The organism is Erythrobacter oryzae, from assembly GCF_030271515.1.
Classification (GTDB): Bacteria; Pseudomonadota; Alphaproteobacteria; order Sphingomonadales; family Sphingomonadaceae; genus Erythrobacter; species Erythrobacter oryzae.
This window is the reverse complement of sequence record NZ_JASCXI010000001.1, coordinates 536,569-560,719: the sequence shown is the minus strand read 5'-3', so window position 1 is coordinate 560,719 and position 24,151 is coordinate 536,569. Positions and strand designations below refer to the sequence as shown.

The window sequence follows — 24,151 nt, the reverse complement described above, 5'->3', positions numbered from 1 at the left end:
CGCAATGCCCCGCAAGAAGCCCAACCGCCACTACCGCGCCGCGCGCCTGGCACTCGCCGCGCTGGTACCGCTCGCGCTGGGTATCGCCGGGTGGCAGTGGCTTCAGGATCATCCCGAGCACAACCCCTGGGCGCCGCTGAACCTGAGCGACCCGCCGGGCTGGGCGACGCGTGCCAAGCTCGCCCGGCTCAAGGGCGATGTGAGCGAATGCCGCGCGGTGCTCGAGCGCAGCGACATCGCCTTCACCACGCTGCAGCCGACCGGCGAGGCCCCCTGCGCGCGGACCGACCGCACGCGGCTCGGCGACTACCCGCTCGCCCCCGACACGCCGCCCGTCACCTGCCCCGTCGCCGCCGCGCTGGAAATCTGGCGCCGCGACAGCGTCGCTCCGGCGGCGCGCCAAATCATGGGGAGCGAAATCCAGCGAATGGAGCACCTTGGCGCTTATTCCTGCCGCCGGATGTACGGCGACAGCGAAGGCCCGTGGAGCGAGCACGCCACCGCCAACGCGATCGACATCGCGGGCTTCGTGCTCGAAGACGGCACGCGGATCAGCGTGCTCAAGGACTGGAAGGGCGATGGCCCGAAGGCGCGCTTCCTGCGCGCGGTGCGCGAAGGCGCCTGCGGGAGCTTCGCCACCGTGCTCTCGCCCGATTACAACGCGGCCCACGCGGACCACTTCCACCTCGATCAGGACGACCGCTGGGCGGGGGTGTGCCGCTAGGGACTAGACGGCTTCGAGCGCGTAACCGGCCGAGCGGACGGTGCGGATCGGGTCCTTGGCGCCGTCGACGGTGATCGCCTTCCTCAGTCGGCGGATGTGGACGTCGACCGTGCGCAGCTCGATGTCGGAGCCCGTGCCCCACACGCCGTCGAGCAGCTGGCCGCGGCTGAACACCCGGCCGGGGCTCTCCATGAAGAACTTGAGCAGGCGATATTCGGTCGGCCCCAGCTGCAGCGCGCGGCCGCGGCGCTGGACCTTGTGGGCGACGGGGTCGAGCTTGAGATCGCCGACCTCGATCGTCTCACCGGCTAGCGCGGGGCGGATGCGGCGCATCACCGCCGCAACCCGGGCGAGCAGCTCGCGGGGGGAGAAGGGTTTCGTCAGGTAGTCGTCCGCACCGGTTTCGAGGCCCCGTACGCGGTCGTCCTCGGCCTCGCGGGCGGTGAGCATGATGATGGGGACGTGCGCCGTCTCCTTGTCGCGGCGCAGGCGGCGGCACACCTCGATCCCGCTGGTGCCCTCGATCATCCAGTCGAGAATGATCAGATCGGGGGTCTCTTCTGCAGCCAAAACAAGGGCTTCGTCACCATCGCCGGTGCAGCGCACGGCATAGCCCTCGTTCTGGAAACGGTATTCGAGCAGTTCGGACAGCGCCGGATCGTCTTCGACCAGCAGAAGTTTGGCAGCGGACATGCCCCATGTCTCCCAAAGCCCGCGGGTGCAGGCGTTCACCGGCCTATGTGTCACTTGCGCGACAGTTTGATGAAACGCGGAGCGATTGCAATCGTCGTTGCGGCCCTAGCAATGTTCCACGTGAAACATTTCGGGAACAAACGGAGCGTTATTGCCGGTCAGCGGTCGCCTTCGGGCGGGTAGACGCCGGTCGCGGCGAAGTGGACCATCTCGGCGACGTTGGTCGCATGGTCGCCGATCCGTTCGATATTGCGGGCGACGAACAGCAGTTGCGCCGCGCTCGAAATGGTCGAAGGATTCTCGACCATGTAGCTGACGAGATTGCGGAAGATCGAATTGTAGAAGCCGTCGACCTTGGCGTCGGTGGCGATCACTTCGCGGGCGAGGTCGGGATCGCGCGCGGCATAGGCGGTGAGCACGTCGTGCACCATCTCGCCCGCGAGTTCGCCCATGGTGGGCAGCAGGGTGAGCGGCTCGAACCGGGCGCGGCCCTCGATCATGCCGACCCGCTTGGCGATGCCCTTGGAATAGTCGCCGATGCGTTCGAGCACCCCGCCGATCTTCAGCGCGGCGATCACTTCGCGCAGGTCGTCCGCCATCGGCGCGCGCAGGGCGATGATGCGGACCGCGAGCTTGTCGACCTCGGTCTCGAGCGCGTCTATGCGCTTGTCGCGCGCCACCACCTGCTCCGCCAGCACCTCGTCACCGCGCACCAGCGCATCAAGGCTCTCCGCAATGGCGACCTCGGCGAGGCCCCCCATCTCCGCGATCAGACCGCGCAGGCGGGTGATGTCTTCGTCGAATGCCTTGACGGTATGTTCAGCCATCAGCCGTAACGTCCTGTAATATAATCCTTCGTCCGCTCCTCGATGGGATTGGTGAAGATTTCGGAGGTGGGACCATACTCGACCATCTTGCCGAGGTGGAAGAATGCGGTGCGCTGGCTGACGCGTGCGGCCTGCTGCATCGAGTGGGTGACGATGACGATCGCGTAGCGGCCCGAAAGCTCGTCGATCAGCTCCTCGATCTTGGCGGTGGCGATAGGATCGAGCGCCGAGGCCGGTTCGTCCATAAGGATAACTTCGGGGTCCACGGCAATCGCGCGCGCGATGCACAGGCGCTGCTGCTGGCCGCCCGAAAGCGCGGTGCCCGAATCGTCGAGCCGGTCCTTGACCTCGTCCCACAGCCCCGCGCGGGTCAGCGAGCGTTCGACGATCACATCGAGATCGGCCTTCTTTTCAGCGAGGCCGTGGATCCTGGGGCCGTAGGCGATGTTCTCGTAGATCGACTTGGGGAAGGGGTTGGGCTTCTGGAACACCATGCCCACCCGCGCGCGCAGCTGGACGACGTCCATGCGGCTGCCGTGGATGTCCTCACCGTCGAGCTCGATCAGGCCCGTTACCTTGGCTGCGCTGATCGTGTCGTTCATGCGGTTGAAGCACCGCAGGAAGGTCGACTTGCCGCAGCCCGAAGGGCCGATGAAGGCGGTGACGTAGTTCGGCGAGATGTCGATCGACACCTCGTCGATCGCCTTCTTCTCGCCGTAGTAGACGCAGACGTCCCGCGCGCGGATCTTCGCGCTTTCGTCGGCCATGTTGGGATGGATTACAGTCACCAGCGTTTCTCGAACTTGTTGCGGAGGTAGATTGCAAGGCCGTTCATGGCGAGCAGGAACACCAGCAGCACGATGATAGCCGCGCTGGTGCGCTCGACAAAGCCGCGATCGATCTCGTCCGACCACAGGAAGATCTGCATCGGCAGGACCGTGGCGGGCGAGGTGAAGCTTTCGGGCGGGGTGGCAACGAAGATGCGCATCCCGATGAGCAGCAGCGGCGCGGTCTCGCCCAGAGCGCGGGCCATGCCGATGATCGTGCCGGTGAGCATCCCGGGCAGGGCCAGCGGCAGCACGTGGTGGAACACCACTTGCACCGGCGAGGCGCCGATCGCCAGCGCGCCGTCACGGATCGAGGGCGGTACGGCCTTGATCGCGTTGCGCCCCGAGATGACGATCACGGGCATGGTCATCAGCGCGAGGGTCATGCCGCCGATGATCGGGGCCGAACGCAGGCTCGGGAAGGCAGTGAGGAACAGCGACAGGCCGAGCAGGCCGAAGATGATCGAGGGCACCGCGGCAAGGTTGCTGATCGAGACCTCGATGATGTCGGTCCAGCGGCCGCGCGGCGCATATTCCTCGAGGTAGAGCGCCGAGAGCACCCCGATCGGGAAGGCCAGCACCAGCGTCACCAGCATGGTCAGCATCGAGCCCTTGAGCGCGCCCCAGATGCCGACCGATTGCGGCGTGGTGGCATCGGAGCGGGCGAGGAAGCCCCAGTCCCAGTTGCGCGCCAGCTTGCCCTCGGCGGAAAGCTTCTTGGCGAGCGCCTGCATCTCGGGCGTGCCTTCGCCCTGCAAGGCGCTGCCCAGCGCGGAGTTGGTCGGCAGATTGAAGGTCTCGCTGCGGGTGATCAGCGACGGGTCCTCGGCCAGCGCCGCGGCAACGTCGCGCCAGGCATCCGGGGCGATGGCCTGCGCGGCCTCGGCACCGAGCTGCGCTTCGGCGAAGCTCGTCACGATCTTCGGCAGCCCCTGCATCTCGAGCGTCTGCCCGGCGGTCGGCGCGGTCAGCGAGGTGGCGTCACCGGTGATGCCGCTGTCGGGGAAGTTGATCGTCACCGCGAGCTCGGGACGCTGGAAGCCGGCGATGCCGTTCAGCAGCATGTTGCCGAGCAGGAACACCAGCACTGCGACCGAGAAGGCGACCGCGCCAAGGCCGAGCAGGCGGAAGTTGCGCTCGGCGCGGTAGCGCTTGGCAAGACGTGCCTCGAAGGCCGGGGTGCGGGTCGGGCCGAGGGGCTGCGCCTCGGGCGCTGAGGCTGCGATGCTGTCCATGGGGATGCTGCTCATTCGTAGGCCTCCCGGAAGCGCTTGACGACGCGCAGGGCGATGAAGTTGAGCCCGAGCGTCACCATGAACAGCACGAAGCCCAGCGCATAGGCGCTGAGGGTCGCGGGGTGGTCGGTGCTCTGCTCGCCGGTCAGGAGGTTGACGATCTGGACCGTCACGGTCGAGATCGGCTCCAGCGGGTTGGCGGTGAGATTGGCGGCCTGCGAGGCGGCCATGACGACGATCATCGTTTCGCCGATTGCGCGGCTGACCGCGAGCATGATGCCCGCGACAATGCCCGGCAGGGCGGCGGGGAACAGCACACGGCGGATCGTCTCGGACTTGGTCGCCCCCATCGCGAGGCTGCCGTCACGCATCGCGCCGGGAACCGCGGCCATCGAATCGTCGGCCATCGAGGAGACGAAGGGGATGATCATCACCCCCATCACGATCCCGGCCGCCAGCGCGCTCTCGGTCGAGGCGTTGGTTGCGCCCAGCGCCACGGCGGCGTTGCGGATCATCGGGGCGAGGGTGAGCGCGGCGAAATAGCCGTAGACCACGGTGGGGACGCCCGCGAGCAGCTCGAGCAGCGGCTTGATCCACGCGCGCACCCGCGGATCGGCATATTGGGTGAGGTAGATCGCGCTCATCAGCCCGAGCGGGATCGCCACCACCATCGCGATGATCGCGCCGATGAAGATCGTCCCCCAGAACAGCGGCACGGCGCCATACCGCGAGGGATCGACCGCATCGGGCGAGCCCATCGTGTCGGGCCCCCACATGGTGCCGAACAGGAAATCGATCGGCGAGACCATGCCGAAGAAGCGCACGGTCTCGAACACGAGGCTGGCAAAGATGCCGAGCGTGGTCAGGATCGCGACCAGCGAGGCGAGCAGCAGGATCGTCAGCACCGTCCGCTCGACCCGGGTGCGCGCGCCGAATTGCGGGGCGAGCCGCAGGAAGGCGAAGGCGCCGCCGACAAGGGCGATCAGCACGGTGACGATGATGCCGATGGTGTTGTAACGGGCAAAGGCCTCGCGGAACGGCGCGATCAGCGGCTCGGCCTCGTTGTTGAAGACGCCGGGCGCCTGCCCCAGCGCCACTGCGCGGGCCTCGCCGAGGAAGGCGTCACGCTCGAAGCCGAAACCGGAGAGGTTCTGCGCCTCGGGCGAGGCGAGCACGGTCTGCATCACCAGATTCGGCGCGATCACCGACCAGGCGGCCACGAAGGCGAGCACCGGCAGCACCACCCACAGAGCGACATACCAGGCGTGATAGATCGGACGCGATGCGGGGCGCTCTGCCGCGTCACTCGACTGGAAGCCCCACGCCTTGGCACGGCCCGCCAGCCAGCCGACGAGGCCCAGGCCCAAAGCAATCAGGATCAGCGTGATCGGCGACATGAACAGCCTTTGTTATCCCTCTGGGAGCGCGCGTTGGTCGATCGGGCCGAGAAATGGGAGGCGCGGTCCCCTCCGCGCCAACCGGCCCCAACGCCATGGCCGCGCCATGTTGAAAAAATAAGACAGGTTTATGACAACTGTTCGGTTTGCTCGGCGACGGGGCCCTCGGCTTCGCCTTCGGGCAGGGGTGCAGGTTCGGGCGGATCGGCTTCGGCAAGGGGCAGACGCACCACCACGCGGGTGCCCTTGCCCAGTTCGCTGGTGATGTCGAGCCGCCCGCGGTGGCGTTCCACAATGTGCTTCACGATCGCAAGGCCGAGCCCCGTTCCCCCCGAGGCGCGGCTGCGGCCCGGATCGGTGCGGTAGAAGCGGCGGGTGAGATGCGGGATCTGCTCGGGCGCGATGCCTTCGCCCTCGTCGGTCACCGCGATCCGCGCCAGATCGCCCTGCGCCAGATCGAGCATCACCTGCACCGTCCCCTCGGCCGCGCCGTATTTGAGCGCATTGTCGACGAGGTTGCGCACCACCTGCTCGAGCTGCTGGAGATCGCCGAGCACCACCGGTTCGGCATCGAGAGCGATCGCGAGTCGGTCGCCGCGCTGGGGCCCGGCCGCATCGCGCGCCGCGCGCTCGACCAGCGAGGCGAGATCGATGCGCGTCGTGGGCAGGTCGTGCTTTTCGGCCTCGACCCGGCTGAGGCTCATGAGGTCGCTCACCAGCGCCTGCATCCGCTTGGCCTCGCGCTCGATGATGCCGAGGAACTTCTTGGCGACCGGCGTGTCGATCGACCCGTCGTCTTCCTGCAAGGTCTCGACATAGCCGAGGATCGCGGCGAGCGGGGTGCGCAATTCGTGGCTGGCATTGGCGACGAAATCGGTGTGCGCGCGGCTAATGTCGGCCTCGGCGGTCTGGTTGATGAATTCGAGCATCGCGAGGCGCTCGTCGATCGTCTGGCGGCTGATCTGCCAGATGTCCCCGCGCCGCACGAGGCCGCGCACGATCGCCTCGCCCTGATGGCTCTCGCCCAGCAGGCTGATCGCCTCGGGCTGGCGCAGCGCGACGCGGGCGTCCTGGCCGACGACATGCGGCCCGAGCATCTTTCGCGCCGCACGGTTGGCGAGCGCGATGGTGTTGCGATCGGTGATGAGGAGGGGAATCGAGGAATGCTCGACCAGATCGCTGATCGATTCGAGCGTGAGGCGGGGCCGGGTCTTGGGCTTGGCCGGCTCGGGCGGACGGCCGGCGGCGACAAGCAGCGATCCCACCCACACCGTCAGCACCGCGGCGGCGATGACGAGATCGGTGCCCAGCATCAGCAGCGCCACGAAGGTCACCGCCGCAAGCAGGATACCGGCGACGGGAATGTTCTGGCTGCTGCCCATGCGGGCCGCCTTACAGGCTGGCGGCGGGCGAGGGAAGGGTGCGCGGAGCGGGGCTGAGCGCGGCGCGTGCAAATGGAAAGGGCGGCAAGGCCTGAAGCCTGCCGCCCCGTCTGCCATTCTCTCGGGAGAGAGATGGTGACCCCTACGGGAATCGAACCCGTGTTTCAGCCGTGAAAGGGCCGCGTCCTAACCGCTAGACGAAGGGGCCGTCGCGATTGCGAGAGCGCGCCTTTAGGGGGGTGTTTCGGGACGGTCAAGCCTCGTTTGCGAGAAAAAATCGCTTGCGCCTCTCAATCGGCGAAGGCGGCGTCTTCCAGCTGCAATTCGGCCGCAGGGCGGTTGCCCCAGTCGTCGATCTTCGCGCGTCCGGCGAGGTGGAAGCGGCGGCCCTGATGGCGGTGGAGGAGGGTCTGGCCCATCTCGCTTTCCGCCGCGCGGAAGGCGATCGCCTTGAAGCTCCGGCCGTCATTGCCCGCCGCGATCAGGCGGACGTGATCCTTGCCGACGATATCCGCCTTGACGATCCGCACCGGCCCCACGGCGATGCGCGGCGCGGGCCAGCCGACGCCGTAGGGGCCGCCGGCCTCGAGCGTCTCGACCAGCTCGGGGACCAGCCCGCCCGGCGCGAGGGCGAGGTCGAGCAGCATCGCCGCCCCGGCCCGCGCGCGCTCGACATCGCGGGCGAGGCGTTCGTCGAGAAAGCCCGCGAAATCCGCCAGCCGTGCGGGATCGATGGTGAGCCCCGCCGCCATCGCGTGCCCGCCGCCTGCCACCAGCAGCCCGGCCTCGCGGGCGGCGATGATCGCGGCGCCGAGGTCGACCCCGCTGATCGAGCGGCCCGAGCCCTTGCCCTGCGCCTCGTCGAGCGCGATCACCACAGCGGGCTTCCCGGTCTTCTCCTTGATCCGCCCCGCGACGATCCCGATCACCCCGGGATGCCAACCATGCCCGCTGAGCACCTGCACCGCCATGTTGTGCTGGCCCGCAAGTTGCGCCTCGGCGGCCTCCTGCACCATGGCCTCGATCGCGCGGCGCTCCTCGTTCAGCTGCGAGAGCTGCGCGGCAATGGCGCGGGCTTCCTCGGGGTCGGTGGTGGTGAGCAGGCGCACGCCCAAAGTCGATTCGCCAATCCGCCCGCCGGCATTGATGCGCGGGCCGAGCGCGAAGCCGAGGTCGCTGCATTGCGGCGCGCGATTAAGCCGGCTCGCGTCCATCAGCGCCGCCATTCCGATCCGCTCGCGCCGGGCGAGCACCTTCAAACCCTGCGCCACGAAGGCGCGGTTGAGGCCGTGGAGCGCGGCGACATCGGCAACCGTGCCGAGCGCGACGAGATCGAGCAGGCCCATCAGATCGGGCTCGCGGCGGCCGCCCGCAAACCACCCGCGCGCCCGCAGCTCGCGCACCAGCGCGACGCCGAGCAGGAAGGCGACGCCCACCGCTGCCAGATGGCCGTGGGCCGCGCCAAGGTCGCTCTCGTCGAGGCGGTTGGGGTTGACCAGCGCGTGGGCAGGAGGGAGCTCGGGCGAGCACTTGTGGTGGTCGACCACGATCACGTCGACGCCCGCAGCCCTCGTCATGCCGAGCGCCTCGTGCGCCATCGCGCCGCAATCGACGGTGACGATCAGCTGCGAGCCGCTTGTCGCAAGTTTCACCAGCGCCTCTCCCGAGGGGCCGTAGCCTTCGAGCAGGCGGTCGGGGATGTAGTAGTCCGCCGCCAGTCCCAACTGCCGCAGCAGCTCGACCAGCAGCGCGGCGCTGGTCGCGCCGTCGACATCGTAGTCGCCGTAGATCGTCACCCGCTCCTGCGCGGTGACCGCATCGGCAAGGCGCGCGGCGGCCGCGTCCATGTCGCGGAAGGTGGAAGGGTCGGGCAGGAATGCGCGCAAGGTGGGTGCGGCGTGGCGGGCGAGGTCGTCCTCGGCGACGCCGCGGGTCAGCAGCAGCTGGTCGAGGATCGAATGGTCGAGGCCGCCGATATCCTCGCCTAGCTCCATGTTCCCCCCGCGCCAGCGCCACGCCTTGCCCGAAAGCGAGGTGGCAACGCCGAGCACCGGGGCGCCGAGACCGGACGAAGGGGGGGTGAGCGGGCGGGTGGCCATGGTCTGGCGATAGCGCAAAGGCTTCTCCACCGACAGGTGGGCGCGGTTGACAATCGACAGGTGCGCGCGGAAGCCTTTGCGGCGATGGCCCCGGAACCCCGCCTCATGATCCTGTGGCACAGCCGCACCGGCGCGAGCGCGGCGCTGGCGCGCGCGGCGGCCGAGGGGGCGGGGCCGGCCGCATGGCTGGTCGGCGCAGGGGAAGCCGAGCCCGCGATGCTGCTCGCCGCCGATGGCTACATCTTCGTCTGCCCCGAGAACCTCGGCAGCATGAGCGGGCTGATGAAGGAGGCCTTCGACCGCGCCTATTATCCGCTGCTCGGGCAGGTCGAGGGGCGGGCCTATGCGACGCTGATCGCGGCGGGATCGGACGGGGAGGGGGCCCAGCGCCAGATCGACCGGATTGCCACCGGATGGCGGCTGAAGCGGGTGGCGCCGCCCGTCATCGTCAACCTTGCCGCGCAGACCCCCGAGGCGATCGCCGCGCCCAAGACCGTGCCCCATGCCGCGCTCGTTCAGGCGCGCGAAACCGGCGCGGCTCTAGCGGAAGGGCTGCGGCTCGGACTGTTCTAGGGATTGCTCCAAAACGGGACGGGTGTGCCGTTTGGGGACTCGACGAGTTTCCGCAAACGCGCCAAATGGATCGCAGGGGTAATGGCATCTTCCGGGCCGCATGTGAGGGGAGCCTGACAATTTCACAGTCGCAGCGCGCTCATCACGCCGAGCTGCACCTGCTGTTTGCCAAGGGCAAACGGCCGGACCGGCACGCGGTCAAGGCCCTTGCCGGCCGGCTGCCGGCGGTCAGCGTGAGCCATGATCCGGCCGCGGGCCACGCCGCCGAGACCCCGCCGGCCGGTGACGAAGCGGTCTGGCCGGGGCAGCTTGCATGGATCGAGCTGCTGCGCGAGGGGCTGACCTTCGATCTCAGCGGCCTTGCTCCCGGGCCCGCCAGCGCCTTTCCCGGCCTCGCGCACCGCTTCGATCTGCCCGCGCTGCCCACGCCCGGCGAATACGAGGCGATGGTGCTGCGCCCCGGCCCGCATCTCGCCGAGGGGGCCGCCAGCCTGCCGCTGATGCGCGAGCTGCTGGCGCTGGGCTGCGACATCGTGCGCCAGTTCGAAGACGTGCTCGCGGTGGCCTGGGGCCCCGCGGCGACCGCGATCGGGCGGCGATACTTCGAATCCGTCACCAGCGCCTGGCTCGACGGCGGGCCGTTCCCCGCGCTCGGCCTCACCGCCTTCACCGCCACCGCCGACGCCGCGCTCGAGAGCGTGGGCCTCGCCTTCTGGATCGGGCAGGAGCTCCGGATCGAGCCCCCGCTCAGCGCCGACCGCGTGGCCGCCACCCGGCTCGGCATCCGCCTCGTCAACCACCTCGTGCTCGCCGGTGGGCTCAACGAGGATGACCGCATCATCGCCCCCGACGGTTCGCGTCTAGTGCTGCGCCCCTCACGCAGCCGGGCCCTGATCAGCGTGTGGCGTGAGTAGGGATGGGGAACTGGGGTCAATCGCATAGCCTGACCATCATCGCCTTCCGCTCGGTCAACGCGCGGGGCTCGCCGGAGTACAACCCCGGTCTCCAGCGCCACCACCTGCTCCCCCACCAGCTTCTCTCGCAGCGCTGCTTCGGCCGGATGTTCGCCGAGGTGGGCCGCGTCAACGTCGGCTTCGACGACTTCCGCCGCAACGGGCTGCTGCTCCCCGCCACCGAAGCTGCCTCGGTCCGCAGCGGGATGCCGCTCCACCGCGGGCCCCACCCGCGCTACAACGAGGTGGTGATCGCCCGCGTCGGCCGGATCGAGGCGCGCTGGGCCCACCTCCGGCTTCACGACGACGAGGCGGCGCTGATGGAGGCGCTGATGCGGCTCCACCTGCTTCAGTCCGCGCTGCGCCGCCAGCTTCTTGCCGAACGGCGCCGCGTGGTGCTCAATCGCAACGACCCGCTCGGCACCGGCTTCGACTTCGCCGAGCTCGATGCCATGGCCGAGGCCCTGTGGGCGGCCGAGTAAGCTACTCCGCCGCCTCGGCCATCGCCGCCCAAGAAGTGTAGCCCGAATTGCCCGCGAGCCGCGCCTTGGCTTCGTGATACTCGCGCTCGAAGCGGGCGACGAGATCCTCGACCGTGCCGACCTCCTTGATCGTCCCGATCCCCTGGCCCGAGCCCCAGATGTCCTTCCACGCCTTGGCCTTGGTGTTGCCGCCGCTGCCGAAGTTCATCTTGCTCGGATCGCTCTCGGGAAGGTTGTCGGGGTCCATCCCCGCCGCCTCGATCGAGGAGCGCAGGTAGTTGCCGTGCACCCCGGTGAAGAGGTTGGTGTAGACGATCCCTTCCGACGAACCCTCGACGATGCCGTTCTTGTAGCCGTCGGTCGCATTCGCCTCCCTGGTGGCGATGAAGGCGCTGCCGGCATAGGCGAAGTCGGCGCGCAGGGCCTGAGCTGCCAGGATCGTTGCCCCGTGCCCGACCGCGCCCGAGAGCGCCACGAGCCCGTCGAACCACTCGCGGATTTCCTGCATCAAGGCGAAGGGCGAGAGCGCGCCAGCGTGCCCGCCAGCGCCCGCCGCCACCGGGATGAGGCCCGTCGCGCCCTTCTCGATCGCCTTGTGGGCGAAGCGGTTGTTGATGACGTCGTGCATCGTCACGCCGCCCCAGTTGCGCACGGCGGTGTAGATGTCCTCGCGCGCGCCGAGCGAGGTAATGATCATCGGCACCTGCCACTTCTCGCAAGTGGCCATGTCGGCATCGACGCGGTCGTTGGTCTTGTGGACGATCTGGTTGACCGCGAAGGGTGCGGCGGGACGATCGGGGTTGGCGCGGTTGTGCGCGGCCAGCTCCTCGGTGATCTGGTGGAGCCACTCGTCGAGCTGCGACTGCGGCCGCGCGTTCAGCGCCGGAAAGCTGCCGATGATCCCCGCCTTGCACTGCGCGATCACCAGCTCGGGGCCCGAGACGATGAACAGCGGCGATCCGATCAGCGGCAGGCGCAGGCGATCGAAGGGGGCGGGAAGGGGCATCGGTTTCTCCTTAAAACTCTTGTCCAAACACGCGTCTCTAGCGGCGGTTCCGGGTGTGCCAAGTGTCTTTTCTATCGGGCCGGGGGAGGGGCGAAGTTTACAAAGTTGACACTGTAAACTTCGCATTCCTACAGGAATTATCGATGAAAATCATATGGATGTGAGTGGAAATCGAAGTTGACACTGTGCGCGGCGTTTTCTTTCCTCGCCGCCCACCAGGCACGGAAAGCGTGCAAGCGCATTCATATCTCGTGTCGGGCGCTGTAGGAAAGTGCCCTAAGCCAGCACGTCCTCGATCTCGTAGAACCGCGCCGCCGTGCCTGCGAAGAGCGCCGCCTTTTCCTCGGCGCTGGCGCTGCGGGCGAGGCGCTTGAAGGCGTTCCACAGCACCGCATAGTCCGCGCCCCAGTAGTCGACCGGGTAATTGCTCTCGAACATCGCGCGGGTGGGCCCGAAGGCCTCGATGCAGGTCTCGATATAGGGGCGCCACAGGGCGGCGAGGTGTTCGGAGGAGTGTCCGGCGCAAGGGCCGTCCTCGGGCAGGGCGCAGAAGGCCATGGCGAGCCCGCCGAGTTTGACGACGACATTCTCGCACTTGGCGAGTTCGCGGATATTGCGGCGCCATTCGTCGAAGCGTTCGTGCAAGGTGCCCTTGTAGCTGCCGAGCCCCACGGGCGTGCCGACATGGTCGAGGCAGATCGGCTGATCGGGAAAGGCGCGCGCGAGATCGATCACGTCGGGCAGCTGCGGCTCGAGCAGCCAGGCATCGAAGGTGAGGCCGCGCTTGCCGAGCTCGGCAAAGCCCTCGCGGAAGGTCGCGTCGCGGTAAAGGCCTTCAGGATGGTGGAACGGCGCGCCGAGCACGCTCGCGTCCTTGTCCCACGCGGCGGCGTGGCGGATGCCCCGGAAGCGCGGCGAGGCGGCTGCCAGCGCATCGAGCACCTCGCCCGCAGCGGCCCCGCGCGACAGGTCTGCGTGGCCCACGATTGCGGCGCAATAACGCGCCGGGCCATAGAGCCCGCTCGCCGATTGCGCCGCGACGCCGTTCACATATTCGACCTCGCCGACCACCTTGAGCGCATCGCCATAGGCGGCGTTGTAGAAGGCGCCGCACTCCATGAAGACCGTGGCGACGATGTTGTGGCCGCTCGTCATGTGGGCGTGGAGCTGGTCGAAGGTGTAATGCGCGTGCGGCGCGATGGCGGCGATGAAGGGGTGATGCGGCTCGGGGAACATCCCCACCAGCGCGCGCAGGTCCCACAGGTGGTGGTGGGGATCGATGATCGGCAGATCGGGTTCCAGAATTTCTTCGGTCATGTCTCTCTCCCTTGCGCCGCCGGGCCGTTGTTCAGCCTCGGGAAATGCGCGGCGTCGATTGTGTCGCGGGTCAAGGTGTAGCGGCACGGGCGATGGGCGTCATTGCCGAATTAGGGGGGCATCGGGGATGAAGCGGATCGCGCAAACGGCATTGCTGGCGGCGGCGATGCTGGGGCTGAGCGGCTGCGCGGTGCGGCAATATATGGGCATTTCCACCCGCACGCCCGTGTCGGCCGAGGAACAGGCGCGGCTCGATGCGGCGCTGGCTTCGCCCCTGTCGGTTGCGGGGGGATGCCCGTGGAGCGCGGGCGGCGCAAAGCCGGTCAATGTGCCCTGCGCGAGCCTCCCTCTGCCGCACCTCGCCAGGCTGTCGGGGATGGACCACAAACCGGCGCTGCTCGAACTCGGCATCCGCTTCGAGGAAGGGCGCGGGGTGGCGCAGGACTGGGGCAAGGCCGAGCAGGCCTATCGTCTGGCAGCCTGGCAGAATTCCTACATCGCGGGCCAGCAGGTGGCAGGGGTCGGCAGCCTCCAGAAGCCTTTCGAGCCGATCCTCGTGCCCGGCGCACCGGGGCTGGAGAGCGCGGAAAAACGGCTCGCCAGCCTGCGCGCGCGCAAGAAGGCGAAGTAGGCGCTAGGCCACCGCGCGCACATATAGGTGCCAGGTCGCATGGCCCAGCACCGGCAGCGCCACCATCAGCCCGAGAAAGCCTGGCAGCATCGCGACGAACAGCAGCCCGGCGATGATCGCCGCCCAGCCCGCCATTACCGCGAAATTGCGCCGCACTACGGCAAGGCTGGCGATGATCGCGGTGAGGAAATCGTGGCGCCGGTCGACCAGCAGCGGCAGGCTGATGACGGTCATGGCATAGAAGGCGAAGGCCATCGCCCCGCCGACCGCGCTGCCCACGGCGAGCATCGCCAGCCCCTCGCGCGTCATCAGGGCGGCGAGCGGGTCGCGGCCCATCCCGCTCTCGCCCACGAAGATTGCGAAGATCGCGTGGGCGACGATCATCCAGAACGAGAAGGCGACGAAGACGATCACGCCCATCGACAGGATCTGGTCGTCGCCGTGGCCCTTCAGCGCCCCGAGCACCGCGCGCCATGTCAGCGGCGCACCCGCGGCGCGGCAGCGGCTTGCCTCGTAGAGGCCGACGGCGACGAAAGGCGCGACCAGCGGGAAGCCGGCGATGGCGGGGATCAGCCAGGTCGGGCTGCCCCCGGCGAGCGTCGCCCACCCGATGGCAAGGCCCGTGAGCACATAGACCCCGCCGAAGAACAGTCCGAAGCGCGGCATGGCGAGAAAGTCGCGCCAGCCCGCCACGAGCGCCGCGCGAAGGTCGGCCCAGCCGAGATCGCCGCGCGCCTGCGGTCGCGGTAGCGGCGCGGCGGCGAGCGGCGGGGCGCTGTCCAGTCCGGTCATTTGCCCGCTTGCGGCTTGAGGTAGCGATCGAACCATTCGACCGTGCGCTTCAACGAATCGAGCTGGTTCTCGCGCTTCCTGAAGCCGTGGCCCTCGAGCGGATAGAACACCGTCTCGACCGTGCGCCCCTTGGCCTTGAGGATGTCCTCGACCTCCTGCGCCTGGCCGCGCGGGACGCGGATGTCGTTTTCGCCCTGGAGGCTGAGCAGCGGCGCCGTGGCGTTGGCGATGTATGTGAGCGGCGAGGCGCGGTCGTAGCCCTCGGGGTTCTCCTCGGGCGTGCCCATCAGGCTGCGGAGGTAGGCTTTGAGCACCTCGTCCATGTCGCGGTACATGGTGCGCCAGTTGATGATCCCGAACCACTGGACACCCGCGGCGAACTCGTCGGGCGTCTTGCCGAGCGCCATCAGCGTCATGAACCCGCCGTAGGAGCCGCCGAAGATGCCGACGCGCTTGGGGTCGACATAGCCGCTGGCGACGAGGAACTGCTTGGCCGCGATGGTGTCCTTGAGGTCGCCGCCGCCGAGGTCGTTGTAGTTGGCGGCCTGGAAGTCCTTGCCGTAGCCGGTCGATCCGCGGAAGTTGGGGGCGATGATGATGTAGCCCCGGCTCGCGAGCGCGGCGGCGATGTCGTCGAAATAGTCGTCGGTCTTGCCCGTGGGCCCGCCGTGGGGGATGACAATCGCGGGGTTGCTCCCGTCGCGCGCGAGGTTGGCGGGCATGGTGACGAGAGCGCTGATCAGCGTGCCATCGAAGCTCTTGTAGGTCACCTGCTGCGAGGTCGCGAGCACTTCGGGCCGGACACTGGCCAGCGCGAGCCGGGTGACCGGCGTGACGGTGTCGGTGGCAAGGTCATAGCGGTTCAATTCGCCTGTCACGTTGGCGGCCATGTTGACCACCAGCAGCGACGTGCCGTCAGGCGAACGCGGTTCGGCGGCCGAGGTGTAGTTGATCCCCTGCGGCAGCTTGAGCGGCGTCTCCGCGCCGGTGGCCAGATCGACCTTGACCAGTCGGCTGCGCAGATCGTCGCTGCTCTCGACCAGCAGCGCCTTGCCGTCGCGGGTGAAGCGCAGCGCGGACTGGTCCCAGACGATCGGCTTCAGCCATTTCCACTCGCCCGAGGCCGGCGCGTAGAGCCCGGCCTGCATGCGGCCCGTGCGCTCGTTGGTGGTGACCGCGAGCCACTTCCCGTCGGCGCTGACGTCGGCGATGGCGTAGATCGTGTCGTCCTTGCCCAGCACGCGGGTCGCCTTGCCGGTGGCGACATCGACGCGCCAGATTTCGCTCGCGGTCGAATCGATGTTCTCGCGGTTGGCGAAGATGGTCTTGCCGCCGTCCGCCCAGACCCGCGGGCTCCAGCCGAAATTGGGGTCAGCCTCGGCGGTCAGCACGCGCACCGTGCCGTCGGGCGCGAGCACGGCGAGGTTGGCCTGCGCCTCGCTCTTCTTCTTGACTGACAGCGCGATCAGCCCGTCCGCGCCGCCGGGCACCAAAGCGGCCTCGCTCAAATCGGGAGTGCGCGTCACCTGCTCCACCGCGCCGCCTCCCGTGGGCACGCGGAAGATGTCGTAATACTCGTCGCCCCCCGCGTCCTGCCGGAAATAGAGCCACTTGCCGTCACGCGAGGCGGCGAGCCCGGTCTGGGTCTCGTCCGACTGGGTCATCTGCAGCGGCCAGCTGCCGTCCGCGTCAGTGCGCCAGATGTTGTAGCGCCCGGTCAAGTTGGTCGAAACGAAGATGTGCTTGCCGTCGACGCTCCACGTCACCCCGGCGATCCCGCGCGAATTGCCGATATCCTCGAGCGGCACTTCGCGCGCCTCGGGGTTGGCGGGGGATTCGAGGCTCCTGGGATCGGTCACCGGCCGCTGCGGCGTGGCGATTTGCGCTGCGAGCGGCGAGGCGCTCAGCAACAGGACAACGGCAATCATCGAACGCATCTGTTTCCCTCCCCCAAGGCCGCGCGGCAAGCCGCGAGGGGCAGAGTGATACCACCTTGCCCCGCGCGTGCCAGAGGGAATCGGGGTCAGGCGCTGCGGGCGACGGCCGAATTGGCGGCGGAGAGCACTGCGCGCACGCTCGCGGTGGCGATGTCCTCGTCGATCCCGCAGCCCCAGATGGTGCGGCCATCAGCGGCGCGGCATTCGAGATAGGCCGCCGCGCGCGCATCGGTGCCAGCACCCAGCGCGTGTTCGGTGTAGTCGACCACCTCGAGATCGACCCCGAAAGCCTCGCGCAGCGTGCCCATCACCGAAGAGATGAGGCCATTGCCCCGGCCCGAGACCGATTGCTCGGCCCCCTCGACCGCGATGGTGCCCGCGAAGATCCGCGTGCCATCGGCGGCGCGGCTTTCCTCGTAGCGGACAAGCTGGAAGTGCTTGGGGTGGATCTTGACGTGGTAAGCCTTGCGGAAGGCGTCCCAGATGTCGCCGGCATTGAGTTCGCGGCCGAGTTCGTCGGCCATATGCTGGACATGGCGGGAGAAATCGGCCTGCATTTTCTTGGGGAGCTTCAGGCCCTGATCCTTCTCCAGCACCCAGGCGAAGCCGCCCTTGCCCGACTGCGAATTGACCCGGATCACCGCCTCGTAGCTGCGCCCGAGATCGGCCGGGTCGATGGGGAGATAGGGCACGCGCCACAGCTCGTCGTTCTGGGTTTCGCGCGCTTCGAAGCCCTTCTTGATCGCATCCTGATGGCTACCGCTGAAGGCGGTGTAGACCAGCTCCCCGCCATAGGGGTGGCGCTGGTGGACGGGGAGGTCGTTGCAATAGGTGACGGTCTCGATCACCCGGTCGATGTCCGAGAAATCGAGCTCCGGGTCGACGCCCTGCGTATAGAGGTTGAGCGCCATCGTCACGAGGCAGCAATTGCCGGTGCGCTCGCCATTGCCGAACAGGCAGCCCTCGACGCGGTCGGCACCGGCCATGAGCCCCAGTTCTGCCGCCGCGACGCCGGTGCCGCGGTCATTGTGGGTGTGCAAGGACAGGACCGCGCTTTCGCGGTTCGGCAGGTGGCGGCCGAAATACTCGATCTGGTCGGCGTAGATATTGGCCGTCGCCGCTTCGACCGTGGCGGGGAGGTTGAGGATGATCGGGTGCTCGGGCGTGGGCTGGAGCACCTCCATCACCGCGGCGCAGACCTCGATGCTGAAATCGAGTTCGGCGGTCGAGAAGGTCTCCGGCGAATACTGGAAGTGCCAGTCGGTGCCGGGATACTTGGCGGCTTCATCGCGCATCACCTTGGCGCCCGCGACGGCGATGGCTTTCACCTCGTCCTTGCTCATGCGGAACACGATGTCGCGCCAGGCGGGGCTCACGGCGTTGTAGAGATGGACGATGGCCGCGCGCGCGCCTTCGAGGCTGGCGAAGCTGGTCCGGATCAGGTCCTCGCGGCTTTGGGTGAGCACCTGCACGATCACGTCATCAGGGATCGCATCGGATTTCACCAGCCCCGAGATGAAATCGAACTCGGTCGCGCCTGCGCTGGGGAAGCCGACCTCGATTTCCTTGAGGCCCACCTCGACCAGCAGGTCGAAGAAGCGGCGCTTCTTCACCGCGTCCATCGGGTCGATGATCGATTGGTTGCCGTCGCGCAGATCGGTCGAGAGCCAGCGCGGGGCCTTCTCGATCAGCTTCGAGGGCCACTGGCGGTTCGGCAGGTCGATCTGGCCGAAGGGGCGATACTTGGCGGAAGGATGCTTGAGCATGGGCATGATGGGAAGCTCGTCGTCAGAACGAATAGGTCAGGCTGCGGCAGTTACCCTTGGGAGCGGTGCCGCAGGCGTCTGACGCGCGGCTACCTACGCCCAAGGGCGCATAAGTCGAAGCAGCGCAAGTCCGTGTCCGATCATGCCCAAGCCTTTGTGCGATTATTGCGCCGAGCGCAAGCCGGGATTGGCTCTTGTGCTATCCGCAGCGCGCGTCGCGGATGATGTTCTGCGCATCGAGCATGATCGAGAGGCGCGGATTGGTCGGATCGGGGTTGACGTTGGCGGTGCTGCCGAAGGTCACGAAGCGCAGATTGTCGGTGCGGCCCAGCATCTTGGCGATCTCGGCGCGGGTGGCCTGATCGGCGAGCTTGCCGATGAAGGGCCCCATCAGCGGCGCGCCGCAGGTCTTCGAGGCCGGGTCGGTGAGCGTGCCGGGGGCATAGGCACCGGGCGCCGCGCCGGGCAAGGGCTGGGCGACGGTCGGCGCGACCGTGCCGTTGGCCACGGGGACGCCGCCCGCTCCCGGCGTCGCCTCGCCCTTGCCGATGCGCGCGGCAAAGCTGTCGGCGTCATTGCCGGGCTCGTCCTGCTCGCTCCCGCAGGCGGTGAGCAGGAGGACCAGAGCGGGCAGAGTAAAAGCGAAGGCGCGCGCGGTGGTCATTGTGTCGGATCCCCTGATTTCGAGCGTGCCCGCCCAAACGCCCCTTGCGTTACCGGTTTATGACACGCGTGCCTATTAGTGCCGCTGGCGGATGCGATCGGGGGTGAGCTGGTCGATACTGGTGACCCCCATCAGCCGCATCCCGCGCTCGATCTCGTCCTTGAGGATGCCGAGCGCGCGCTCGACCCCGGCCTGCCCGGCGGCGGCCAGCGCATAGAGATAGAGCCGCCCGCCCGAGGCGGCAGTGGCGCCGCTGCACAGGGCCTTGAGGACATGGGTGCCGCGCCGGATGCCGCCGTCGCAGATAATCTCGATCTTGCCGCCGACCGCATCGACGATCTCGGGCAGTTGGTCGAAGGGTGCGCGGCTGCCGTCCAGCTGGCGTCCGCCGTGGTTCGAGATCATGATCGCATCCGCCCCGATCTCGACCGCCCGCCGCGCGTCGCCCGCGCTCATGATGCCCTTCAATACGAAGGTGCCGCCCCAGTCCTGCCGGATCCGCGCGGCGGTGTCCCAGTCCATCGCGGTGTCGAGCATGGTGTTGAAATATTCGGCGATGCTGACGGCCTTGCCCGATCCCTCGGTCACGTGGGTGTCGAGGTTGGGGAGTCGGAATTTCTCGCGCAGCACGTAGTCGAGCGTCCACTTGGGGCGGGTGGCGTAGCTCCACACCGCGCGCGGAGTGAAGCGCGGCGGTGTGGTGAAGCCGGAGCGCAGGCACCGCTCGCGCTTGCCCGAAACGATGGTGTCGACCGTCAGCGCCAGCGCATCGAATTTCGCCGCCTGACAGCGCTCGATCATGTGGGCGTTGAGGCCCTTGTCCTTGTGGACATAGAGCTGGAACAGCTTGGGGCCGCTGGTGAGCGCGGCGATCTCTTCGATGCTGCGCGTGGCGAGGCTCGAGATGCCGAACCACAGCCCGTATTTCTCCGCCGCGCGGGCAACGGCGCGCTCGCCCTCCCAGTGGAAGGCGCGCTGCACCGCGGTGGGCGAGAGCATCAGAGGGAGGGCCGACTTGCGCCCGAGGATGGTGCAGGAGGTGTCGATCTCGGCCACGCCTGCCAGCACGTCGGGCACCAGATCGACCCCGGCAAAGGCGGCGGTGTTGCGCGCCTTGGTCAGCTCGTCATCGGCCGCGCCGTCGATATAGTCGAACACCGGGAAGGGCAGTCTTGCCTTCGCCAGCCTGCGGAAATCGTCGATGTTGTGACAGTCGGAAAGGCGCATGACGGGGTGCAGCATTGAAGCACTCGCTTCGGCAAGTCGACGATTTTTGTGCGGCCCTGTCACCAATGAGGGTGAGCGCGCGAAAGACGCTGCGACCGGCCTGCGGCATGGATGCGCGCGGCCCAGCACAAGGATGGAACCGATGAAACCTGCCCGCCTGCTTCTCGCCCTCGCGGCGCTCGCCGCCCCGCTCGGCCTCGCCGCACCCGTTCCCGCGCTCGCCGATGGCGGGATCTATGCCGCGAGCGCCAATGTCGCGGTGGGGGGCTATGACACGGTCAGCTACTTCCGCGGACAGGGCAAGCCGGTGAAGGGCAGCGCGCAGTTCAAGGTGAGCTGGAAGGGCACCGAATGGCGCTTCGCATCGGCCGAAAACGCCGCCGCCTTCAAGGCCAATCCCGCCGCCTACGCCCCGCAATATGGCGGGCATTGCGCTTGGGCGATCGCGCAGGGCTATCTCGCGCCGGGCGATCCGACCGCCTACGACATCGTCGGCGGCAAGCTCTACTTGAACTACGATCAGGGCATCCGCGCCAAGTGGCGCAAGGACATTTCGGGCTTCATCGCCAAGGGCGGGCCCAATTGGGCGAAGATTCCGGCGGGCAAGACTTACACCGGATCGGGCTGGTTCGGTCTCTGACCGGCCCGATGATGGGTGGCTGGCGGGCTCCTCCCCTTTGCGGCCCGCCAGTCGCCTTGGGGTTTACTGTTTCTCGAACGCCACGCTGATATCGAGTTCAACCTCGTCGCTGACGAAGGGGATGTAGGCATCGATCCCGAAGTCCGAGCGCTTGATCTCGGTCTCCGCCTCGAAGCCGATGGTCGCCTTCTTGCTGAAGGGGTTGTTGCCCGCGCCGGTGAATTCGGCCTCGAAGGTGACGGGCTTGGTGATGCCGTTCAGCGTCAGATCGCCGGTGATGGTGGCCTTCATTCCGTCCGCCTTGACCGAGGTCGAGACGAAGCGGGCAGGGGCCGGGGCGGGGCCGAAGAAGTCGGGCTTGCCGCCGTCCTTGCCGGGGCGCAGCAGGTGATCGGTCAGGCCCTTGCTCGCGGTGGTGACATTGGTGACCGGGATCGTCACATCGACCTTGGCGGCGTTGGGGTTGGCCGGATCGATGGTGAGATTGCCCGCGACATCGCCGAACAGGCCGTAATAATCGTTGAAGCCGAAGTGGTTGACCTCCCACCCGATCAGCGAGTGGTTGGGATCGGCGGCATAGGACCCGGCGGTGACGCGCGCGGGGTCCTTCGCGCCCGGCACCTGCGGCGCGCCTTGCGCGGTGAGAGCCGGGGCAAAGGCGGTGAGGCCGACAGCGGCGAGCGCGAGGGCGGGGATGATGTGACGCTTCATGGGTGTCTCCTTGGGTTGCGTTTCAAATCCACGGGCGACCGCAGGGTTCCTGCGCCCCCGCGAAGGCTCAGCACTCCAGGACAGGACGACGGCTGCGCGCGGCGAGTTCCGCGCCGGAGTAGCTCGCCGCGACCGTATCGTCGGGGCAGGCACGGTAGGCGGGGTCCTGCGCCAGACAGCCCGCGCCGCACACCAGCACGACGCGCTCGCGCTCCCAGTCGACCCGCCACAGCCGCCCGCCCGGCGTTGCCACATAGCCGTCCATCTGGTCCGCGACGTCGCCTTCAAGGTCGATCACCGAGGGCACCTCGCTGTCGTAATCTTCATCGAAAGCGCCGTGGGTATGGATGCTGGCGAGCGGGGCCATGCCGGGCGCGTCGAAATATTCGAGGTCGCAGGTCGCCTCGTCGCCGGGGCGCACTTCGGAGGACTGGAGCTTGCCCTCGCTGTCCTCGAAGATGATCGCGCACAGCTCGAGCCGCTCCGCGAAAGATCGCGCCTGCATCGCCCCGAGCCTTTCGCGGGCGAAGGCCTGCACTTGCGACTGCGAGACCGTGACGACGAAATCCTCGGGCCCCTTGCGGGTGCTCGCCAGATGCACGACGATCGCCACCCACAGGATGGCGATCGCCGCGTAAACCAGTTTCATGCGCGGGCCTTCGAACATCAGGCCCTTGCTTTGGCGTCAGTTCTTGGCCTTGTCGACCAGCTTGTTGGCAGCGATCCACGGCATCATGGCGCGCAAGCGCTCGCCGGTCTGTTCGATCGGGTGCGCGGCGGCCTGCTTGCGGGCGGCCTTGAGTTCGGGCTGGCCGGCGCGGTTGTCGAGCACGAAGTTCTTCACGAAGCGGCCCGACTGGATGTCGGCCAGCACGCGCTTCATTTCGGCCTTGGTTTCATCGGTGATGATGCGCGGGCCGGTGGTGATGTCGCCATATTCGGCGGTGTTCGAGATCGAATAGCGCATGTTGGCGATGCCGCCTTCATAGAGCAGGTCGACGATCAGCTTGGTTTCGTGGAGGCACTCGAAATAGGCCATTTCGGGGGCGTAACCGGCCTCGACCAGCGTCTCGAACCCGGCCTGGATAAGGTGGGTGATCCCGCCGCACAGCACCGCCTGCTCGCCGAACAGGTCGGTTTCGCATTCCTCGCGGAAGTTGGTCTCGATGATCCCGCTGCGACCGCCGCCGACGGCCGAGGCATAGGCGAGGGCCACGTCATGCGCCGCGCCGCTCGCGTCCTGGTGGACGGCAATGAGGCACGGCACGCCGCCGCCCTTCACATATTCGCTGCGCACGGTGTGGCCCGGGCCCTTGGGGGCGATCATGATGACGTCGATATCGGCGGGCGCCTCGATCAGGCCGAAGTGGATGTTGAGCCCGTGGGCGAAGGCGAGCGCGCTGCCGGGCTTCATGTGGCCCTTGAGGTCATTCTCCCAGATCGCGGCCTGATGCTCGTCGGGCGCGAGGATCATGATGATGTCGGCCCACTGCGCGGCGGCGGTGTTGGAGAGCACCTTGAAGCCTGCGCCTTCCGCCTTCTTGGCGGTCGCCGATCCTTCGCGCAGGGCGATGGCGACTTCGGCGACGCCGCTGTCGCGCAGGTTCTGGGCGTGGGCGTGGCCCTGCGAGCCGTAGCCGACGATCGCGACCTTCTTGGGCTTGATCAGGTTGAGATCGGCATCGGCGTCGTAATAGACTTTCATCAGTGTTCTCTCTTGCAGATTGTATTCGTTGGATTCGGTTAGACGGCCTGAGCCCCGCGCATCATGCCCACGATCCCGGTGCGGCCGACCTCGACGAGCCCCAGCTCGCGCATCAGGGCGATGAAGCTGTCGACCTTGTCGGGCGGGCCGGTGATTTCGAAGATGAAGCTTTCGGTGGTGGTATCGACCGGCCGCGCGCGGAAGATGTCCGCAAGGCGCAGCGCCTCGACCCGCTTTTCGCCAGTGCCGGTGACCTTGATCAGCGCCAACTCGCGCTCGACGTGCGGGCCGGCGGTGGTGAGGTCGGTGACCTTGTGGACCGGCACCAGCCGCTCGAGCTGCGCCTCGATCTGGTCGATCACTTGCGGCGGGCCGTTGGTGACGATGGTGATGCGGCTGATCGCGTGGTCTTCGCTGATGTCAGCCACGGTCAGGCTGTCGATATTGTAGCCGCGCGCGGTGAACAGCCCGGTGATCTTGGCGAGGATCCCAGGCTCATTATCGACGGTGACGGCGAGCACGTGGCGCTCGGAGGCCGCTTCGGCAATCTTCATTGGCATGAG

General features: G+C 67.8%; 24 protein-coding genes and 1 tRNA gene. 6 read left to right on the top strand and 19 right to left on the bottom strand.

Annotated elements, in window-relative coordinates; all coding sequences use genetic code 11:
* Positions 1 to 4 precede the first annotated feature (4 nt).
* Positions 5 to 724: an extensin-like domain-containing protein gene (locus PFX90_RS02815; RefSeq protein ID WP_285710322.1), complete on the top strand. Its 720-nt coding sequence runs from the start codon at positions 5 to 7 to the stop codon at positions 722 to 724.
* Between the two features lie 3 nt (positions 725 to 727).
* Here PFX90_RS02815 and phoB read toward each other — a convergent pair whose 3' ends face one another.
* The 8 genes from phoB to recJ all read right to left on the bottom strand — a co-directional run bounded on the left by phoB (position 728) and on the right by recJ (position 9,184).
* A complete protein-coding gene (gene phoB, locus PFX90_RS02810; protein ID WP_285710319.1) occupies positions 728 to 1,417 on the bottom strand; it encodes a phosphate regulon transcriptional regulator PhoB in 690 nt (229 codons plus the stop codon).
* Positions 1,418 to 1,575: 158 nt separating this feature from the next.
* Entirely contained in the window at positions 1,576 to 2,244 is a 669-nt protein-coding gene (gene phoU / locus PFX90_RS02805; protein ID WP_196490006.1) for a phosphate signaling complex protein PhoU, read from the bottom strand.
* Positions 2,244 to 3,011, bottom strand: a complete 768-nt coding sequence (gene pstB / locus PFX90_RS02800; protein WP_285710313.1) for a phosphate ABC transporter ATP-binding protein PstB — start codon at positions 3,009 to 3,011, stop codon at positions 2,244 to 2,246. Before pstB ends, phoU begins: the two co-directional genes overlap by 1 nt.
* Before the next feature lie 17 nt (positions 3,012 to 3,028).
* The gene (pstA, locus tag PFX90_RS02795) at positions 3,029 to 4,321 is read right to left on the bottom strand and encodes a phosphate ABC transporter permease PstA (protein WP_285710310.1); all 1,293 of its coding nucleotides are present in this window, start codon (positions 4,319 to 4,321) and stop codon (positions 3,029 to 3,031) included.
* The gene (gene pstC / locus PFX90_RS02790; RefSeq protein WP_285710307.1) at positions 4,318 to 5,703 is read right to left on the bottom strand and encodes a phosphate ABC transporter permease subunit PstC; all 1,386 of its coding nucleotides are present in this window, start codon (positions 5,701 to 5,703) and stop codon (positions 4,318 to 4,320) included. Before pstC ends, pstA begins: the two co-directional genes overlap by 4 nt.
* 128 nt (positions 5,704 to 5,831) lie before the next feature.
* Positions 5,832 to 7,085, bottom strand: coding sequence for a sensor histidine kinase (locus PFX90_RS02785; protein WP_285710305.1), 1,254 nt, complete (start codon positions 7,083 to 7,085; stop codon positions 5,832 to 5,834).
* Positions 7,086 to 7,218: 133 nt separating this feature from the next.
* Positions 7,219 to 7,293, bottom strand: a tRNA-Glu gene (locus tag PFX90_RS02780).
* An 82-nt stretch (positions 7,294 to 7,375) separates the two neighbouring features.
* A complete protein-coding gene (recJ, locus tag PFX90_RS02775) occupies positions 7,376 to 9,184 on the bottom strand; it encodes a single-stranded-DNA-specific exonuclease RecJ (RefSeq protein WP_285710302.1) in 1,809 nt (602 codons plus the stop codon).
* Between the two features lie 84 nt (positions 9,185 to 9,268).
* Here recJ and PFX90_RS02770 point away from each other — a divergent pair, with 84 nt between their 5' ends.
* The 3 genes from PFX90_RS02770 (at position 9,269) to PFX90_RS02760 (ending at position 11,192) form a co-directional block, all read left to right on the top strand.
* Positions 9,269 to 9,757, top strand: a complete 489-nt coding sequence (locus PFX90_RS02770; RefSeq protein ID WP_285710300.1) for a flavodoxin family protein — start codon at positions 9,269 to 9,271, stop codon at positions 9,755 to 9,757.
* 233 nt (positions 9,758 to 9,990) lie between these two features.
* Positions 9,991 to 10,671, top strand: coding sequence for a hypothetical protein (locus PFX90_RS02765; protein ID WP_285710298.1), 681 nt, complete (start codon positions 9,991 to 9,993; stop codon positions 10,669 to 10,671).
* A gap of 2 nt (positions 10,672 to 10,673) precedes the next feature.
* Entirely contained in the window at positions 10,674 to 11,192 is a 519-nt protein-coding gene (locus PFX90_RS02760; RefSeq protein WP_285710296.1) for an AHH domain-containing protein, read from the top strand.
* Position 11,193: 1 nt separating this feature from the next.
* Here the strand turns inward: PFX90_RS02760 and PFX90_RS02755 are convergent, their stop codons facing one another.
* Positions 11,194 to 12,198 (bottom strand): NAD(P)H-dependent flavin oxidoreductase, encoded by a 1,005-nt coding sequence (locus tag PFX90_RS02755; RefSeq protein WP_285710294.1) that lies wholly within the window; start codon positions 12,196 to 12,198, stop codon positions 11,194 to 11,196.
* Between the two features lie 276 nt (positions 12,199 to 12,474).
* Positions 12,475 to 13,515, bottom strand: coding sequence for an amidohydrolase family protein (locus tag PFX90_RS02750; RefSeq protein WP_285710292.1), 1,041 nt, complete (start codon positions 13,513 to 13,515; stop codon positions 12,475 to 12,477).
* 127 nt (positions 13,516 to 13,642) lie between these two features.
* Between PFX90_RS02750 and PFX90_RS02745 the strand changes: the two genes are divergently transcribed.
* A complete protein-coding gene (locus PFX90_RS02745) occupies positions 13,643 to 14,146 on the top strand; it encodes a hypothetical protein (protein WP_285710290.1) in 504 nt (167 codons plus the stop codon).
* A gap of 3 nt (positions 14,147 to 14,149) precedes the next feature.
* Here PFX90_RS02745 and PFX90_RS02740 read toward each other — a convergent pair whose 3' ends face one another.
* The 5 genes from PFX90_RS02740 to PFX90_RS02720 form a co-directional block, all read right to left on the bottom strand.
* Positions 14,150 to 14,938 carry a DUF2189 domain-containing protein gene (locus tag PFX90_RS02740; RefSeq protein WP_285710288.1) on the bottom strand — a complete coding sequence of 263 codons (789 nt, stop codon included), beginning with the start codon at positions 14,936 to 14,938 and terminating at the stop codon, positions 14,150 to 14,152.
* Positions 14,935 to 16,866 carry a S9 family peptidase gene (locus PFX90_RS02735; protein ID WP_285710286.1) on the bottom strand — a complete coding sequence of 644 codons (1,932 nt, stop codon included), beginning with the start codon at positions 16,864 to 16,866 and terminating at the stop codon, positions 14,935 to 14,937. Before PFX90_RS02735 ends, PFX90_RS02740 begins: the two co-directional genes overlap by 4 nt.
* Positions 16,867 to 16,961: 95 nt before the next feature.
* Positions 16,962 to 18,647: a 2-isopropylmalate synthase gene (gene leuA / locus PFX90_RS02730; RefSeq protein ID WP_285710285.1), complete on the bottom strand. Its 1,686-nt coding sequence runs from the start codon at positions 18,645 to 18,647 to the stop codon at positions 16,962 to 16,964.
* A gap of 193 nt (positions 18,648 to 18,840) precedes the next feature.
* Complete coding sequence (locus tag PFX90_RS02725; RefSeq protein ID WP_285710282.1) at positions 18,841 to 19,305, bottom strand: hypothetical protein; 465 nt, start codon at positions 19,303 to 19,305, stop codon at positions 18,841 to 18,843.
* Positions 19,306 to 19,380: 75 nt separating this feature from the next.
* Positions 19,381 to 20,532: an alpha-hydroxy acid oxidase gene (locus PFX90_RS02720; RefSeq protein ID WP_285711230.1), complete on the bottom strand. Its 1,152-nt coding sequence runs from the start codon at positions 20,530 to 20,532 to the stop codon at positions 19,381 to 19,383.
* A 142-nt stretch (positions 20,533 to 20,674) separates the two neighbouring features.
* On the opposite strand from PFX90_RS02720, the gene PFX90_RS02715 reads away from it, so the two are divergent.
* Entirely contained in the window at positions 20,675 to 21,172 is a 498-nt protein-coding gene (locus PFX90_RS02715) for a YHS domain-containing (seleno)protein (protein WP_285710280.1), read from the top strand.
* A 63-nt stretch (positions 21,173 to 21,235) separates the two neighbouring features.
* On the opposite strand, the gene PFX90_RS02710 is transcribed toward PFX90_RS02715, so the two are convergent.
* The 4 genes from PFX90_RS02710 to ilvN all read right to left on the bottom strand — a co-directional run bounded on the left by PFX90_RS02710 (position 21,236) and on the right by ilvN (position 24,142).
* Positions 21,236 to 21,883, bottom strand: coding sequence for a YceI family protein (locus PFX90_RS02710; RefSeq protein ID WP_285710277.1), 648 nt, complete (start codon positions 21,881 to 21,883; stop codon positions 21,236 to 21,238).
* Between the two features lie 67 nt (positions 21,884 to 21,950).
* Entirely contained in the window at positions 21,951 to 22,532 is a 582-nt protein-coding gene (locus PFX90_RS02705; protein ID WP_285710275.1) for a DUF4329 domain-containing protein, read from the bottom strand.
* Between the two features lie 36 nt (positions 22,533 to 22,568).
* Positions 22,569 to 23,588 (bottom strand): ketol-acid reductoisomerase, encoded by a 1,020-nt coding sequence (gene ilvC, locus PFX90_RS02700; RefSeq protein ID WP_285710273.1) that lies wholly within the window; start codon positions 23,586 to 23,588, stop codon positions 22,569 to 22,571.
* 38 nt (positions 23,589 to 23,626) lie between these two features.
* Positions 23,627 to 24,142 carry an acetolactate synthase small subunit gene (ilvN, locus tag PFX90_RS02695; protein ID WP_285710270.1) on the bottom strand — a complete coding sequence of 172 codons (516 nt, stop codon included), beginning with the start codon at positions 24,140 to 24,142 and terminating at the stop codon, positions 23,627 to 23,629.
* Between the last annotated feature and the right edge of the window lie 9 nt (positions 24,143 to 24,151).

Bases quoted from the DNA above. Each gene is read 5' to 3' on its own strand.
- PFX90_RS02705 (WP_285710275.1), bottom strand. From the start codon at position 22,532: ATGAAACTGGTTTACGCGGCGATCGCCATCCTGTGGGTGGCGATCGTC.
- PFX90_RS02725 (WP_285710282.1), bottom strand. From the start codon at position 19,305: ATGACCACCGCGCGCGCCTTCGCTTTTACTCTGCCCGCTCTGGTCCTC.
- PFX90_RS02745 (WP_285710290.1), top strand. From the start codon at position 13,643: ATGAAGCGGATCGCGCAAACGGCATTGCTGGCGGCGGCGATGCTGGGG.
- leuA (WP_285710285.1), bottom strand. From the start codon at position 18,647: ATGCCCATGCTCAAGCATCCTTCCGCCAAGTATCGCCCCTTCGGCCAG.
- phoU (WP_196490006.1), bottom strand. From the start codon at position 2,244: ATGGCTGAACATACCGTCAAGGCATTCGACGAAGACATCACCCGCCTG.
- recJ (WP_285710302.1), bottom strand. From the start codon at position 9,184: ATGGCCACCCGCCCGCTCACCCCCCCTTCGTCCGGTCTCGGCGCCCCG.
- PFX90_RS02755 (WP_285710294.1), bottom strand. From the start codon at position 12,198: ATGCCCCTTCCCGCCCCCTTCGATCGCCTGCGCCTGCCGCTGATCGGA.
- PFX90_RS02760 (WP_285710296.1), top strand. From the start codon at position 10,674: ATGGGGAACTGGGGTCAATCGCATAGCCTGACCATCATCGCCTTCCGC.
- pstC (WP_285710307.1), bottom strand. From the start codon at position 5,703: ATGTCGCCGATCACGCTGATCCTGATTGCTTTGGGCCTGGGCCTCGTC.
- pstA (WP_285710310.1), bottom strand. From the start codon at position 4,321: ATGAGCAGCATCCCCATGGACAGCATCGCAGCCTCAGCGCCCGAGGCG.
- ilvC (WP_285710273.1), bottom strand. From the start codon at position 23,588: ATGAAAGTCTATTACGACGCCGATGCCGATCTCAACCTGATCAAGCCC.
- PFX90_RS02715 (WP_285710280.1), top strand. From the start codon at position 20,675: ATGAAACCTGCCCGCCTGCTTCTCGCCCTCGCGGCGCTCGCCGCCCCG.
- pstB (WP_285710313.1), bottom strand. From the start codon at position 3,011: ATGGCCGACGAAAGCGCGAAGATCCGCGCGCGGGACGTCTGCGTCTAC.
- PFX90_RS02720 (WP_285711230.1), bottom strand. From the start codon at position 20,532: ATGCGCCTTTCCGACTGTCACAACATCGACGATTTCCGCAGGCTGGCG.
- phoB (WP_285710319.1), bottom strand. From the start codon at position 1,417: ATGTCCGCTGCCAAACTTCTGCTGGTCGAAGACGATCCGGCGCTGTCC.
- PFX90_RS02785 (WP_285710305.1), bottom strand. From the start codon at position 7,085: ATGGGCAGCAGCCAGAACATTCCCGTCGCCGGTATCCTGCTTGCGGCG.
- PFX90_RS02770 (WP_285710300.1), top strand. From the start codon at position 9,269: ATGGCCCCGGAACCCCGCCTCATGATCCTGTGGCACAGCCGCACCGGC.
- PFX90_RS02750 (WP_285710292.1), bottom strand. From the start codon at position 13,515: ATGACCGAAGAAATTCTGGAACCCGATCTGCCGATCATCGATCCCCAC.
- ilvN (WP_285710270.1), bottom strand. From the start codon at position 24,142: ATGAAGATTGCCGAAGCGGCCTCCGAGCGCCACGTGCTCGCCGTCACC.
- PFX90_RS02710 (WP_285710277.1), bottom strand. From the start codon at position 21,883: ATGAAGCGTCACATCATCCCCGCCCTCGCGCTCGCCGCTGTCGGCCTC.
- PFX90_RS02740 (WP_285710288.1), bottom strand. From the start codon at position 14,938: ATGACCGGACTGGACAGCGCCCCGCCGCTCGCCGCCGCGCCGCTACCG.
- PFX90_RS02735 (WP_285710286.1), bottom strand. From the start codon at position 16,866: ATGATTGCCGTTGTCCTGTTGCTGAGCGCCTCGCCGCTCGCAGCGCAA.
- PFX90_RS02815 (WP_285710322.1), top strand. From the start codon at position 5: ATGCCCCGCAAGAAGCCCAACCGCCACTACCGCGCCGCGCGCCTGGCA.